This is a genomic window from Blattabacterium punctulatus, from assembly GCF_003226695.1.
GTDB lineage: Bacteria > Bacteroidota > Bacteroidia > Flavobacteriales > Blattabacteriaceae > Blattabacterium > Blattabacterium punctulatus.
In genome coordinates this window covers 539,026-552,852 of sequence record NZ_CP029808.1, presented here as the reverse complement: position 1 = coordinate 552,852, position 13,827 = coordinate 539,026, and the positions used below count along the sequence as shown (strand labels likewise).

15 protein-coding genes are annotated in these 13,827 nt (G+C 23.2%); 11 read left to right on the top strand and 4 right to left on the bottom strand.

Translation table 11 applies throughout. The features are described from left to right. The first annotated feature begins 1 nt into the window (after position 1). Genes DM780_RS02735 through DM780_RS02725 form a run of 3 tightly spaced genes read left to right on the top strand, consistent with a single transcriptional unit; the run spans position 2 to position 2,389 of the window. Positions 2-532: a DUF3341 domain-containing protein gene (locus DM780_RS02735; RefSeq protein WP_110548891.1), complete on the top strand. Its 531-nt coding sequence runs from the start codon at positions 2-4 to the stop codon at positions 530-532. Between the two features lie 20 nt (positions 533-552). Next, entirely contained in the window at positions 553-1,107 is a 555-nt protein-coding gene (locus DM780_RS02730) for a c-type cytochrome (RefSeq protein ID WP_110548890.1), read from the top strand. A gap of 10 nt (positions 1,108-1,117) precedes the next feature. After that, a complete protein-coding gene (locus tag DM780_RS02725) occupies positions 1,118-2,389 on the top strand; it encodes a hypothetical protein (protein WP_110548889.1) in 1,272 nt (423 codons plus the stop codon). Positions 2,390-2,537: 148 nt separating this feature from the next. On the opposite strand, the gene DM780_RS02720 is transcribed toward DM780_RS02725, so the two are convergent. The 4 genes from DM780_RS02720 to tsaB form a co-directional block, all read right to left on the bottom strand. Further along, positions 2,538-3,236 carry a potassium channel family protein gene (locus DM780_RS02720; protein ID WP_110548888.1) on the bottom strand — a complete coding sequence of 233 codons (699 nt, stop codon included), beginning with the start codon at positions 3,234-3,236 and terminating at the stop codon, positions 2,538-2,540. Positions 3,237-3,242: 6 nt separating this feature from the next. Continuing rightward, entirely contained in the window at positions 3,243-4,997 is a 1,755-nt protein-coding gene (locus DM780_RS02715) for a TrkH family potassium uptake protein (protein WP_110548887.1), read from the bottom strand. A gap of 624 nt (positions 4,998-5,621) precedes the next feature. Beyond that, complete coding sequence (locus DM780_RS03090; RefSeq protein WP_110548987.1) at positions 5,622-5,786, bottom strand: hypothetical protein; 165 nt, start codon at positions 5,784-5,786, stop codon at positions 5,622-5,624. A 181-nt stretch (positions 5,787-5,967) separates the two neighbouring features. Next, positions 5,968-6,612 (bottom strand): tRNA (adenosine(37)-N6)-threonylcarbamoyltransferase complex dimerization subunit type 1 TsaB, encoded by a 645-nt coding sequence (tsaB, locus tag DM780_RS02705; RefSeq protein WP_110548986.1) that lies wholly within the window; start codon positions 6,610-6,612, stop codon positions 5,968-5,970. A 44-nt stretch (positions 6,613-6,656) separates the two neighbouring features. Between tsaB and nadE the strand changes: the two genes are divergently transcribed. The 8 genes from nadE (at position 6,657) to atpA (ending at position 13,825) form a co-directional block, all read left to right on the top strand. Beyond that, positions 6,657-7,484: an NAD(+) synthase gene (gene nadE, locus DM780_RS02700; protein WP_110548886.1), complete on the top strand. Its 828-nt coding sequence runs from the start codon at positions 6,657-6,659 to the stop codon at positions 7,482-7,484. Between the two features lie 74 nt (positions 7,485-7,558). Beyond that, complete coding sequence (gene folE, locus DM780_RS02695; protein ID WP_110548885.1) at positions 7,559-8,236, top strand: GTP cyclohydrolase I FolE; 678 nt, start codon at positions 7,559-7,561, stop codon at positions 8,234-8,236. 33 nt (positions 8,237-8,269) lie between these two features. Next, entirely contained in the window at positions 8,270-9,763 is a 1,494-nt protein-coding gene (gene cysS, locus DM780_RS02690) for a cysteine--tRNA ligase (RefSeq protein WP_110548884.1), read from the top strand. Between the two features lie 118 nt (positions 9,764-9,881). Next, on the top strand, positions 9,882-10,919 hold the full coding sequence (atpB, locus tag DM780_RS02685; protein ID WP_110548883.1) for a F0F1 ATP synthase subunit A: 1,038 nt from the start codon (positions 9,882-9,884) through the stop codon (positions 10,917-10,919). Between the two features lie 9 nt (positions 10,920-10,928). Continuing rightward, entirely contained in the window at positions 10,929-11,156 is a 228-nt protein-coding gene (atpE, locus tag DM780_RS02680; protein ID WP_014246453.1) for an ATP synthase F0 subunit C, read from the top strand. Between the two features lie 9 nt (positions 11,157-11,165). Beyond that, a complete protein-coding gene (gene atpF, locus DM780_RS02675; protein WP_110548882.1) occupies positions 11,166-11,663 on the top strand; it encodes a F0F1 ATP synthase subunit B in 498 nt (165 codons plus the stop codon). A gap of 13 nt (positions 11,664-11,676) precedes the next feature. Next, the gene (atpH, locus tag DM780_RS02670) at positions 11,677-12,228 is read left to right on the top strand and encodes an ATP synthase F1 subunit delta (protein ID WP_110548881.1); all 552 of its coding nucleotides are present in this window, start codon (positions 11,677-11,679) and stop codon (positions 12,226-12,228) included. A gap of 13 nt (positions 12,229-12,241) precedes the next feature. Further along, the gene (gene atpA, locus DM780_RS02665; RefSeq protein ID WP_110548880.1) at positions 12,242-13,825 is read left to right on the top strand and encodes a F0F1 ATP synthase subunit alpha; all 1,584 of its coding nucleotides are present in this window, start codon (positions 12,242-12,244) and stop codon (positions 13,823-13,825) included. Positions 13,826-13,827 lie beyond the last annotated feature (2 nt).

The window sequence follows — 13,827 nt, the reverse complement described above, 5'->3', positions numbered from 1 at the left end:
AATGAATCAATCCGAATTTAATATTCATGCATTATACGATAATGATCATTTAATGATCAATAGTATAAAAATTCTTATAAAAAAAAAGATAACTATATATGAAGTATATACTCCATTTCCAGTTCATAATTTAGATAAATTACTTGAATTAAAAAAAACTAATTTATCCTTTTTATCCTTTTTATATGGATTTTTTGGATTTTTTTTAGCAAGTATACTTACTTGGTATACCATGATTTATGATTGGCCCCAGAATATTGGAGGAAAACCTTCTTTTTCTTGGGTTAGAAACCTACCTTCTTTTATTCCTGTAATATTTGAATTTTCAATTTTTTTTTCTGCACATTTTATGTGTATTACTTATCTTATCCAATGTAAATTATTTCCAGGATCTTATCCCAAAAATCCAGATCCAAGAACTACTGATAATATGTTTTTAATAGAAATTAATACAAAAAATAATGTTGAAAAATTATTGAATTTATTAAAAAAAAATGGAGCTATGGAAGTAAACGTAAAAAGAATAGTTTAAAAATTGATTATAAAAAAATGATGAATCATAAATATTTTTATATTATTTTACTTTTTTTATTTAATGTAGGATTAAATTCCTGTTGGTTTGATAAATCAAAACCCAATAGAGTATATATGCCGGATATGTATTATTCGGATGCTTATGAACCTTATTCAGAACCATATCCTAATTATAAAATAAATGTTAAAAAAATAAAAATTCCTCTTTTTTTTAAAGAAAAAACTTCCTCTCTTTTACCAGTAAAAGGAACTATTCCCAATAATTCTTATGAATTTCTTTCTTACAAAATAAAAAACAAGAATAAATCCAAAAATAACGTAAAAAATGGAGAAAAATTATATAAAATAAATTGTTCTATATGTCATGGAGATAGTGGAGATGGACAAGGAATTTTAGTCAAAAATGAAAAAATATTCGGTATTCCTAATTATAAAGATAGAGATCTGACTATTGAAAGTGTTTATAATGTTATTACTTATGGGAAAAATAATATGAATTCTTATGCTTCTCAATTAAATGAAAGGGATAGATGGAAATTATCAGAATATGTAATGTATCTAAAAAATAAATAGATAAAATACAATGTATCAATTTTCTAAAAAATTTAAAAAAATTATTTTTTTTCTAATGACATTAGGATTTTTTCTTATTTTTTGGGATAAAATTCCTGTTTTAAATAGAATAAATTTTAATCAAAAAAAATATTTTTTCTTAAGAAATGTTTCACATAAAAAAGATGAAAAAAAAGAAAATCAACCTTGGATAGGGTTATATATAGCTATTTTTTATTTTACTACTATTTCTCTAGGATCTTTATTATTTTTAGGAATACAATATGTATCAAAATCAGGATGGTCGATCATAATTCATCCTCTTATAGAAGAATTAGCTTCTTTTATTCCATATGGATGTTTTTTTATTTTAATATTTTTTTTATTAAATATTATGGGTATTATTCATATTTTTCATTGGATGGATATTAATCCATTTTATTCTACTTCATTAAAGTATGATAAAGTTATTTCAAGTAAAAAAGCTTTTTTAAATATACCATTTTTCTTAATCAGAAGTTTAATTTATATAATAGGTTGGAATTTTTTTTATTTTAAATTAAAAAGAATATCTCAGATTTTGAATCTGACAAGTTCTTTGAAAGATTACAAAAAATTAAATTTTTTTTCCATTATGTTTATAATATTTTTTTCTATAACATCTATTTTTATGGGATGGGATTGGATTATGTCCTTGAATCCTCACTGGTTTAGTACTTTGTTTAGTTGGTATATTTTAAGCTCTTATATGGTTACCGGTATTGGATCTATTACTATTCTTTCTATTTATCTAAAAAAAATTGGATGTTTACCATTATTTAATGAAAATCATTTGCATGATTTAAGTAAATATCTTTTTTCTAGTAGTTTATTGTGGACCTATTTTTGGTTTTCACAATTTTTACTTTATTGGTACGGAAATATTCCAGAAGAAGTTATTCACTTTTTGAAAAGAGAGGAACTATATGGGAATATCCATTTTTGGATGATTATTCTAAATTTTTTTGTTCCTTTTTTTGGTTTGATGAGTAGTAAAAATAAAATTAATACAAAAATAGTACTTATAGTTTCTTCTTTATTACTCGTGGGCCATTATATAGATATATACAATTTAATTGCTCCAGAAATAATTTTAAATAAACATTTATATCCACAATTTGGATTACATGAAATAGGGTCTTTATTACTAATAGGTAATATTTTTATTTACATATTATTTTTCAATATAAATAGAAAAAATCTCAATTTCATTGGAAATCCTTTTTTTCAAGAAAGTAAAAAATATAAATATCCTTATATGTAAAAAAATAAAGATATTTAACTAAAAAAAATTTTAAAAATTATATAAAAATACCTTTATACCATTATTACACCTAGTAAAAATCAATGAATCATTGAAAATAGGTTTTTTATTTAAAAAAGAATAATTTCCATATTTTATCATAAGTATTTTAATCAGTATTTGTTAATTGATCTTTTAAAAAATTCATTATAGATTTATTAGATCCAAAAATAGTCAATATATCTCCTTTTTGTAAAATAGTATCCCCAGTAACCAATCCTATCACTTTTTTTTTAGATTTTTCATTGAAAGAAATAGAATTTTTAATTTCTCGTATGACAGTAATTAAGGAAACAGAATATTTTTGTGTTAGTTTAAGACTTTTAACTGATTTTCCACTAAAGGAATATGGAGAAAAAACTTCTGCAATAGAATGTTTATTATCTACTCTAAAATAATCTAAAGCATAATTAAAAGATATTTGTTTTGTCAATCGAAAAGCGGCGTCTTGTTCTGGATGAATTACATCATTGATTCCCATGGCCTCTAATATAGTATCATGTATTGTTGATAAAGATCGACTGACTATTCTAAGATTTTTATATTTTTTTAATATAGCCGTTGTTACTATTGATGCCCCTTCATTTTCTCCAATAGCAACAATACCCAAATTCGCTTGTTGTATAGGCAATACTTTATAAGCTAATTCATTATTAGCATCCATACAAACTACATTAGCTATACGATCTTTTAATAAGTCAACTTTTTCCATTTTGTGATCTACTCCAAAAACTTCATGTCCGTTATCTGTTAAATTAAGTGCTAAAGATCTTCCAAAATTTCCTAACCCAATAATTATAATTTTCATACTTTTTTAATTAATGAGAATATTTCCTTGAGGATATTGATAATAATAAGAAGAATTTATTCTATTTCTTTTTAATAATCCTATCATAATATTAAAAACGCCTATTCTTCCTAATAACATCAAAGTAATTAAAACTAACTTACTTCCATTGGATAAATTAGGAGTAATTCCTAAAGATAATCCTACTGTTGAAAATGCCGAAAAAGCTTCAAAAGAAATGGATAAAATATCTTTTTTTGGATCTAAAAAAAGAATAATAAAAATACTTATATATATGATAATGAGAGATAATATTATAATGGCAAAAGCAAGTCTAACAGATTTTGAAGAAATTTCTTTTCTTTGAATTTCTAATCTATCTTTTCCTATAGATAAAGAGATAATATTCATTAATGCTAATGCAAAAGTACTTGTCTTAATCCCTCCACCTGTAGAAGCAGGAGATGCACCAATCCACATCAAAAAAATAGTAAATAATATAGTTAAGGAAGTCCATTTTTCCATATTTAATACTTGAAATCCAGCTGTTCTAGATGTAGCAGAAGAAAAAAATGAAATAATACACTTTCCAAAAATAGAAGAATGTTCAGAAAGTGAATAATGATATTCGCTTATATAATAAAAAATAGTTCCAAAAAAAAGTAAAAAAAAAGTTGTAAATAAAACAATTTTTGTATTTAAAGTGAAAATATGTACAGGACATCTAAAATATTCATCTTTAAAAATTTTGTAAAAATATTTTTTTAACGTTAACCATATATATGTAAAAAAATTAAATAAAATATTAAAACCTATTCCTCCCAATATTAATAAACATGCAATAATAAATTGAAATAAATAATTAAATCTTACAGATTCAGAATAAAGACCTTTATTAAGAGTAGAAAAACCACCATTACAAAAAGCAGATATAGAATGAAAAATAGAAAAAAATAAAAGACTATCAGATTCTATAATATTCCTTTCGTTCTTAATAGACAAATAGATTAATAAAGCCCCTACCATTTCTACTATTAAAGTAAGTAAAACTACTTTTACAGCTAAAAAAAGAACATTATTTGTAGTCTTTGTATTCAAAAAATTGCTTATATAGACCCCCTCTCTAAAAGAAAAACCATCCCTAAAAAAATAACTAAAAAAAGAAGTTACGGTTAAAATTCCCAATCCTCCAAGTTCTATCAAAATTAGAATAATAACTTTTCCTAAATAGGTAAAATCTTTAGAAGTATCTAATACACCTAATCCAGTAACACATACAGCACTAGTAGAAGTAAATAATGCATCTATAAATGATATTTTTTTAACGGTTGATGATGGTAACATTAGAAATAATGATCCTAAAAAAGATAAAAACACAAAACTAGTAATAAAAATAAAAATAGGATTATTAATTTTTACGTATATTTTTCGCATAAAATAGGTAATACGAATTAATATATATATAGTTAAACTCGTTAATAAAACCCCTCTTACATCTGTAATTGTTTCGTGACTAGAAAAAAAAATTTTTCCCATAGAAAATAGTAGAGAGGGAATAAAAACGAAAAAAGATAAAAATATCATAGATTGATATCCTTTATCTAATTTTTTTTCAAAAAGGATAAAAAAATGAAAAAAACTTAATATTAACATCATTCCAATCAGTATTCCTACATTAATAAAAGTATTTATAGAAGTTTTCCATCCTAAAGAAATAATTATATATAAAAATATAATTGGAGTTAAAAACGGTAATAATTTTCGGAAATTAATTTGGATCATGATTTATTATGAAATATTTTTCCCTTTGATTTTTTTTCAATAAAATTTACATCCAACCTTATTCTAATATTTTATTAGAACATTCAATTACGATAAAATTATTATGAGATCCTATTTTTTTTTTTTGTATTTTATTCATACTATTTAAACTGAACAATATTCCTGTAAAATAAGTAATTTTGTTTTTAATAAATAATTACATGATCCCCTATATATAGGATTTTTACACATACACATTCTAAAGTACTCAAAAATCAACGCTCTACATTTTTTTAGATAATATAGTTTCGTTTATACTTATCATTCAATTCAATACTTGAAAATTTAATCCCTATAAATTATGTAATATTCCTCAACGTTCCAATCCTATTTTTTCAAAAAAAGCTTTTTTCCAATAATTTTCACGTAGTTTTTTTAATTTTGTATTTATATTTTATCTTAAAAATTTACAAAATTATGATGTGGATAAAAATTTTTACAAATCACCTATCCTAAGACTTCCAGTAGCTATATAATAGTATGGATATTTGAATATCAAAAAAACTATGTGGATTCTCTTTGTTATATACTACGATTTATTAATAAATAAAAAAAAACCCATTTTAAATAAGCCGAAAAAACTAATTATTCTGGTAATTTAGTTGGTAAATTTTTTAAATAATGAACAACAATATCAATTACTCCTGAAAGCATAACCTGAATAATTTTTTTTAGTAAAAATACTTGATTTTTTAATTTATGAATAGGAATATTTTTAATTAAATATCCTTCATATTTTTTATAAAAAATAAACGAGAATAATAATCTTTTTTTTGAATAAAAATTTAAATTTTTCTAGCTTAATAAACTTTTATTGGACTATTTTTTTTTTCAATTTTAATAATCCTATTCAAAAAAAATATATATTTTTACTTTTTTTGGAATAAATAAAAAAACATATATATAAATGAAAAAAAATAGATTTTATTTATTATAAATAAAATGGAATAAATTTTTCAATTTTATTGAACTTTTTATTACAAAATTTAACATAAGAAAGAAAAGCCATATCTATTGCAGAGGGATAAATATGAGAAAAACAATGAAAATAATCTGTCAATAAACTTTTTTTTTTTTCTTGAAAATTTACATTACCAAAAAAATATACTTTTTGATTTTTTGTGATAAATCTGAAATATTGATCATTGAGATTTTTTATAGAGATAGGAGCTACCCTATTTTTAGATCTATTAAATAAGGAAGTATAAAAAAAATCGGATTTTGCATGTATCATAGGTATTAAAAATCCATCTTTAATATCTATTTTTTGACTCATAATTGTTAATGAATCTAACGATAATAAAGGAATACCTAATGAAAAACACAAACCTTTAGCGGCAGATATTCCTATTCTTAATGAAGTATATGAACCAGGACCTTTGCTAACACAAATTGATTGTAAATCATTTATATCAATTTTAGAAATTTTTATAGCATATTGTATAAATGTATGTAATTTTTCTGAATGAAGATATTTTTCCGAGCATTCTTCTATAGATGTAATACATATTCCATTTTTTGAAATACTTACCGAACAATTTTTTGTAGAAGTTTCTAAATTAAGAATTAAGGACATTTTTTTTAAAATTTTTTTTATGAAAAATATAAAAATCATTTAAAATGATAAATGCAAAAAAAATAATTGAATATATTATATATTGGCTTATAAAATATATAAAAAAATCTAAATCCAATGGATTTATTATTGGTCTATCCGGGGGGATAGATTCATCTGTAACATCGCTGTTAGTTGCTATGACTAAGTATCCAACTTTAATATTAGAAATGCCAATACTAGATAAAAATAAAAATTTATTATCTCAAAAACATGCAAATTTTTTAAAATCTAAATTTTTAAATGTCCATCATATAAAAAAAGATTTATCTTCTCTATATTTATCTTTTATTCATACAGTAAACGATCCTTTTCAAAAAAAAAATTTACTTGCTTTAGCAAATATAAAATCTCGTATTCGTATGATAACTTTATACTATTATGCTAATATAAATAATTATTTAGTAGTTGGAACTGGAAATAAAATAGAAGATTTCGGGGTTGGATTTTTTACAAAATATGGAGATGGTGGAGTGGATCTCCATCCTATAGCAGATTTAACAAAAAGTGAAATACGTTTTTTAGCTAAAAAATTAAAAATTATTAATTGTATACAAAAAGCAAAACCTACGGATGGATTATGGGAAGATCAAAGATCTGATGAAGATCAACTAAAAGCCACTTATGAAGAATTGGAATGGGCAATGAAAATTACAGAAAAAAAAACAAAATTTTTCAATTATGATATTTTTAAGGAAAGTGAAAAAAATATCCTTAAAAAATATCAAACTTTACATCAAAAAAACATGCATAAAGTAATTCCTATTCCTATTTGTAGGATACCTTTTGATCTTAAAAAAAAATTGAATAAATATGCAAAATATAAAAATTAGAATAGTTTTTTTTTAAAAAAAAAGACATAATCCTTTTTGTACCTTTGTTTATCATGGATTGATTAAGTTAATTAATGATGGAAGAGAAACATAAAAAATTTTTTAAAAAAAAAATAAAGGAAACTATTTCTTCTTTAGAAGATCATGAAACTCCATTACGTAACGATGCTTTTTTTATCAGTGACGAAGAAAAAATTTCTAAAATAGAAAAATATTTTTTTCATATTATGGAAATATTAGGATTGAATATGAATGATGATAGTTTACGTAGTACCCCTAAAAGAGTAGCAAAAATGTTTATAAAAGAAATATTTAGTGGTCTTAATCCCAAGACTTTCCCTAAAGTATCTACATTTGAAAATAAATACAGGTATAACCAAATGTTAATAGAAAAAAATATTACAATATATTCTATATGCGAGCATCATTTTTTACCTATTGTTGGAAAAGCTCACGTTGGTTATATTTCTAATGGGAAAGTGATAGGTCTTTCTAAAATTAATAGAATAGTGAATTACTATTCAAAAAGACCACAAGTTCAAGAGCGTTTAACTATACAAATCGTAAAATCTTTACAAAAAATATTAGATACAAAAAATGTTGCTTGTATTATAGAAGCAAAACATTTATGCGTAAATTCTCGCGGAATTCAAGATATCAATACCAAAACTATTACTACCAAATTATTAGGAATATTTAAAAAAAACTCGGAAATTCGAAAAGAATTTTTCCATTATATTGGAATTTCATAGAATATATTATTATAAGAAGGAATATAAAAATATATGAAAATAGAAGAAAAAAAAAATATACGAAATCATATACGAATATATAATTCTTTAACTAGAAAAAAAGAATTATTTCAACCTATTCATAAAGAATATGTGGGAATTTATGTTTGTGGTCCTACAGTTTATAATCATCTACATTTAGGAAACTGTCGGACTTTTATTGTATTTGATTTAGTTTTTCGTTATTTAAAACATTTAGGCTATAAAGTTCGTTATGTAAGAAATATCACGGATGTAGGACATTTAGAAGATATAGGACATTTAGAAAAGGGAAAATATAACGGAGAGGATAAAATTTTAAAAAAATCTCGTATAGAAGGACTTGAACCTATGGAAATTGTACAAAAATATACTATTTCTTTTCATTCTACCTTAAATCTTTTCAATATTTTACCTCCAAGTATTGAACCTACTGCAACTGGTCATATTATAGAACAAATTGATATAATTCAAAAATTGATTCAAAAAAAATTAGCGTATGAAAAAAATGGATCTATTTATTTTAATATGAAAAAGTATAGAAAATCTTATTCTTATGGAATATTAAGTCATAATAGAATAGATAAACTATTTAGTAAACAAAAAAAATTTTTAAAAGAAAAAAATTGTTTTCAAGATTTTTCTCTTTGGAAGAGAGCAAAAAAAAATCATATTATGAATTGGAATTCTCCATGGGGTAAAGGATTTCCAGGTTGGCATATAGAATGTACTACTATGAGCACAAAATATTTAGGAGAATTTTTTGATATTCATGGTGGAGGTATTGATCTTAAATTTCCACATCATGAATGTGAATTAGCACAGGCGATAGGTGTTTATAATAATAATAAACTTGCAAATTATTGGATGCATACAAATATGTTAACATTAAATGATAAAAAAATGAGTAAATCAACTGGGAATTACTTAGAATTAAAAGATTTGATTTCCAAATGTCGGAAAAAAACTTTTCATCCAACTATTATTCGATTTTTTATTTTACAATCTCATTATCGTAGTATTTTAAATTTTTCTAATAAAGGACTTATAGATGCAGAAAAAGGATATTATCGTTTAATGAATGGAATCCAAAAATTAAATTTTTTTTCTTCTAAAAAAAAAAAAACTAATAGTTTTATATTTGATGTTTCTAAATGGATAAAAAACTGTTATGAAGCAATCAATGATGATTTTAATACTCCATTATTAATTTCTTATTTATTTAAAGTATCTCATATCATTAATTCTACTTTTATCAATGATAATGATATAGAAACTATTCATTTATTGAAAAAATATATGAATTATTTTATTTTTGATATTCTTGGTATTCAAATTGTTGAAAAAAATTTTTTGGAAAAATCTTCTAAAAAATTAAAAATAATTACTGAAAAATTAATAAAAATTAGAACAGAAGAAAGAAAAAAGAAAAATTGGATTCTTTCAGATCAAATTCGAAATGAATTATATGATATAGGAATTTCATTACATGATGATAAAATTTTTTAATTTAATCTATATTTTCATTTTTTAAATTGATTTTAATTCAGAATTTGTTTTTTAATAAATTCTCGTTTTTTTTTATAGAAAAAAAACTAAATTTGTTTTCTATTCGTCTATTGAATGAATGGGGTTAAACAAATTAGTAATATATTATTTATTATTCCTTATTTTTTTTGGTTTTATTCATGTGAATATTTTCGCAAAAGAAAAAAAAAATATTGATGTAGCTAAGACAATTATTGAACATATCAGCGATTCCCATGAATGGAATATTATTGGGGATAAAAATTTTTCTTTACCTATATTTTTATGGAATAATGGATTAGAATTTTTTTTTTCTTCTCAATTTTCTCATGGAAAAGTAGTAAAAGGAAAATATGGAAATTATAAAATGTTTAAAGAAAAAATATATAAAACCGATACTATTGGAAATTTATATATGGATTCAAAAGGTTATCCAAAAAATGATAAACCATTAGATTTTTCTATTACAAAAAATGTAGTATCTATTTTTATTTCCTTTATTTTATTATGTTTCATTTTTATAAAAATGAGAAAAAGTTACGAAACTTATCAAATAAAATGGAGTTTAGGAATTTTTTTGGAATTTTTAATACTATTTATTCGTGATGAGATTGTTATTCCCAATATTGGGGAAAAAAAATATAAAATTTATTTTCCTTTTTTATTGACTATGTTTTTTTTTATATTGATTAACAATTTAATAGGGATGCTGCCAGGATTTCCAAATGTTACAGGAAACATAAGTATTACGTTATTTTTATCTATAATAACTTTTATAATAACCTATATGAGAGCTAATAAAAATTATTGGAAACATATTTTATGGATGCCCAATGTTCCAATAGGAATAAAATTATTATTAGCTCCAATAGAATTGATTGGGATTTTAATTCGTCCATTAACTTTATGTATTCGTTTATTTGCTAATATTACTGCTGGACATATTGTCATTTTAAGTTTTATTTGTCTTATTTTTATTTTTAAAAGTTTTTTAATTACTAGTTTTTCCATTATTTTTGGTTTTTTTATCTCCCTTTTAGAAATTATGGTTGCTTTTTTACAAGCTTTTATTTTTACAACTTTATCTGCTTTGCTCATAGGAACAACCGTAAAGAATTATGAATGTAAAATGAAATAACATTATATTATGGATATAGATTTAACATATTCCGGTTTAGCTGCTTTAGGAGCTGGAATTGCTGTGATAGGAGCTAGTTTAGGAATTGGTAAAATTGGAAGTTCAGCTATGGATTCTATTGCTAGACAACCTGAAGCTTCAGAAAAAATACAAAATGCAATGATTATTGCATCAGCTCTTATTGAAGGTGCTGCCCTTTTTGGAATAGTAACTGCTTTATTAGCTGTGTTTAAATAGATTTTTGTAATGGATTTGATAACTCCTTCTATTGGATTAATTATTTGGCAAACAATAATATTTGTAATATTGATATTATTTCTTTCTAAATATGCTTGGAAACCAATAATAAAATTCATTGATCAAAGAGAAGAAAAAATTCGAATTTCTATAGAAAATGCTAATCAAATTAAAAAAGAATTGGATTTTATAGAAAAGAAAAAAAATAAAATTTTAAAAGAAACTCGTATAAAAAGAGATATGATTTTGAAAGAAGCTATTCAAATGAAAGAAAATATTAAATATAAAGCAATAGAAGAAGGTTTTTTAGAGAAAAAAAAAATATTAACAGAAACAAAAAAAATTATACAAATAGAAAAAAAAGCTGCTATTCATGATTTGAAAAATCAAATAGGAAATATTTCCATAAAAATTGCTGAAAAAATATTAAAAAAAGAATTGGATCAAAATCAAAAAATGGAAAAACAAGAGAAATTTATAAAAGAATGGCTAAATAAATTAAACTAATAAACATTTTAAAATGTTTTCGAAAAGAAGAATAACTAAACATTATGCTATGGTACTTTTTGAAAGTTCTATGAAAACCCATAACATGGATTCTATTTATCAAAAAATAAAAAAAATATCTTTTCTATTATCTAAAAATGTAGAGTTAAATAAGTTTTTTCATTCTTCTTTGTTAAATTCAGAAAGAAAAATAAAAATTTTAGAGAAAATTTTCTATTCTTTTGATATTTTTATTTTTCATTTTATAAAAATTTTAATTATACGTAATAGAGAATATCTTATAAAAAAAATTTTTTTAGAATATCAAAAAATATATAAAGAAAAGAAAGGATTATTGAAATGCATTATTACTTCTTTTTTTCCTTTAAGTATAGATATTCAAAAAATGATAATACATAAAATTATTTCTTCAGAAAAATCAAAAAATAAAAAATATCACATTATTAATAAAATTGATAAATCTCTTATTGGTGGATTTTTATTTCGAATAGGATATAAAGAATGGGATTTAAGTGTAAAGAACCAATTATTAAGTATTCAAAATATATTCAAAAATTCAATATAAAGTATTTATTTTCATGTACGATTTAAAATATTCTGAAATATCATCCATTCTTAAAAAACAATTATCGGATTTTCAATATGAATCAAAATTATCTGAATATGGAATTGTAGTTCAAATAGGTGATGGAATTGCTCGATCTTTTGGTCTAAATTCGGCATTCTGTGGAGAATTAGTAGAATTTCATACTGGTATAAAAGGAATTGTATTGAATTTAGAAGAAGACTATGTGAGTATAGTATTGCTTAATCATTCAAAAGATATAAAAGAGGGGGATATGATTAAACGTACAGGGAAAACTTGTTCTATAAAAGTTGGAAAAGGTATGCTAGGACGTGTAATAGATATACTAGGAAATCCTATAGATGGAAAGGGTGAAATAGTAGGACCACTATTTGAAATGCCATTAGAAAGAAAAGCACCAGGTGTTATTTATAGAGAACCTGTAAAAGAACCTCTTCAAACCGGTATAAAATTTATAGATAGTATGATCCCTATAGGAAGAGGACAAAGAGAATTGATCATTGGAGATAGACAAACTGGAAAAACAACTATTGCTATTGATACTATTATTAATCAAAAAGAATTTTTTGAAACGGATAAACCCGTTTATTGTATTTATGTAGCTATATGCCAAAAAGGATCTACAATAGCTAGAATAGCAAAAATTCTAGAAGAAAAAGGGGCTATGCATTATACTGTTATAATAGCAGCTAAAGCATCAGACCCTGCATCCATACAAGTTTTTGCCCCTTTTTCTGGGACTGCTATTGGAGAATATTTTCGTGATACAGGTCATTCTTCTTTAGTAGTTTATGATGATTTATCCAAACAAGCTGTTTCTTATAGAGAAATATCTTTATTATTACGACGTTCTCCTGGTAGAGAAGCATATCCAGGAGATGTTTTTTATTTACATTCTCGTTTATTAGAACGTTCTGCTAAAATTATACAAGATCAAAAGATGGCAAAACAAATGAATAATATTCCAGAATCTATTAAAAAATATGTAAAGGGAGGAGGATCTTTAACGGCCCTTCCTATTATTGAAACTCAATCTGGAGATGTATCTTCTTATATTCCAACCAATGTTATTTCTATAACAGATGGACAGATTTTTTTAGAAAAAAATCTATTTCATTCTGGAGTACGTCCAGCTATTAATGAAAGTATTTCCGTTTCCCGAGTAGGAGGATCTGCTCAAATTAAATCTATGAGAAAAATATCTGGAACCCTAAAAATAGATCAAGCTCAATTTCGAGAATTAGAATCTTTTTCTCAGTTTGGATCTGAGTTAGATCCTACAACTATGAATATTATACAAAAAGGAAAAAGAAATATAGAAATATTAAAACAGGCCCCTCATAATCCATATAATATTTCCGATCAAATTGCTATTATTTATGCTGGAACTAAAAATTTTTTAAAAAATATTCCTATTGAAAAAATTTCATCTTTTGAAAAAGAGTATCTTTTTTATTTAAATGAGAAACACAAAAATTTATTGGATTCTTTAAAAAATGGTTTTTTTGATGAAACATCAGCATCTATATTAGAAGAGGTGGCACTTGAATTAAGTGAAAAATATCTATCTTCTTAATT

Excerpts from the sequence above, each read along its gene's own strand:
- DM780_RS02735 (WP_110548891.1), top strand. The coding sequence starts at position 2 with ATGAATCAATCCGAATTTAATATTCATGCATTATACGATAATGATCAT.
- DM780_RS02730 (WP_110548890.1), top strand. The coding sequence starts at position 553 with ATGAATCATAAATATTTTTATATTATTTTACTTTTTTTATTTAATGTA.
- DM780_RS02725 (WP_110548889.1), top strand. The coding sequence starts at position 1,118 with ATGTATCAATTTTCTAAAAAATTTAAAAAAATTATTTTTTTTCTAATG.
- DM780_RS02720 (WP_110548888.1), bottom strand. The coding sequence starts at position 3,236 with ATGAAAATTATAATTATTGGGTTAGGAAATTTTGGAAGATCTTTAGCA.
- DM780_RS02715 (WP_110548887.1), bottom strand. The coding sequence starts at position 4,997 with ATGATCCAAATTAATTTCCGAAAATTATTACCGTTTTTAACTCCAATT.
- tsaB (WP_110548986.1), bottom strand. The coding sequence starts at position 6,612 with ATGTCCTTAATTCTTAATTTAGAAACTTCTACAAAAAATTGTTCGGTA.
- nadE (WP_110548886.1), top strand. The coding sequence starts at position 6,657 with ATGATAAATGCAAAAAAAATAATTGAATATATTATATATTGGCTTATA.
- folE (WP_110548885.1), top strand. The coding sequence starts at position 7,559 with ATGATGGAAGAGAAACATAAAAAATTTTTTAAAAAAAAAATAAAGGAA.
- cysS (WP_110548884.1), top strand. The coding sequence starts at position 8,270 with ATGAAAATAGAAGAAAAAAAAAATATACGAAATCATATACGAATATAT.
- atpB (WP_110548883.1), top strand. The coding sequence starts at position 9,882 with ATGGGGTTAAACAAATTAGTAATATATTATTTATTATTCCTTATTTTT.
- atpE (WP_014246453.1), top strand. The coding sequence starts at position 10,929 with ATGGATATAGATTTAACATATTCCGGTTTAGCTGCTTTAGGAGCTGGA.
- atpF (WP_110548882.1), top strand. The coding sequence starts at position 11,166 with ATGGATTTGATAACTCCTTCTATTGGATTAATTATTTGGCAAACAATA.
- atpH (WP_110548881.1), top strand. The coding sequence starts at position 11,677 with ATGTTTTCGAAAAGAAGAATAACTAAACATTATGCTATGGTACTTTTT.
- atpA (WP_110548880.1), top strand. The coding sequence starts at position 12,242 with ATGTACGATTTAAAATATTCTGAAATATCATCCATTCTTAAAAAACAA.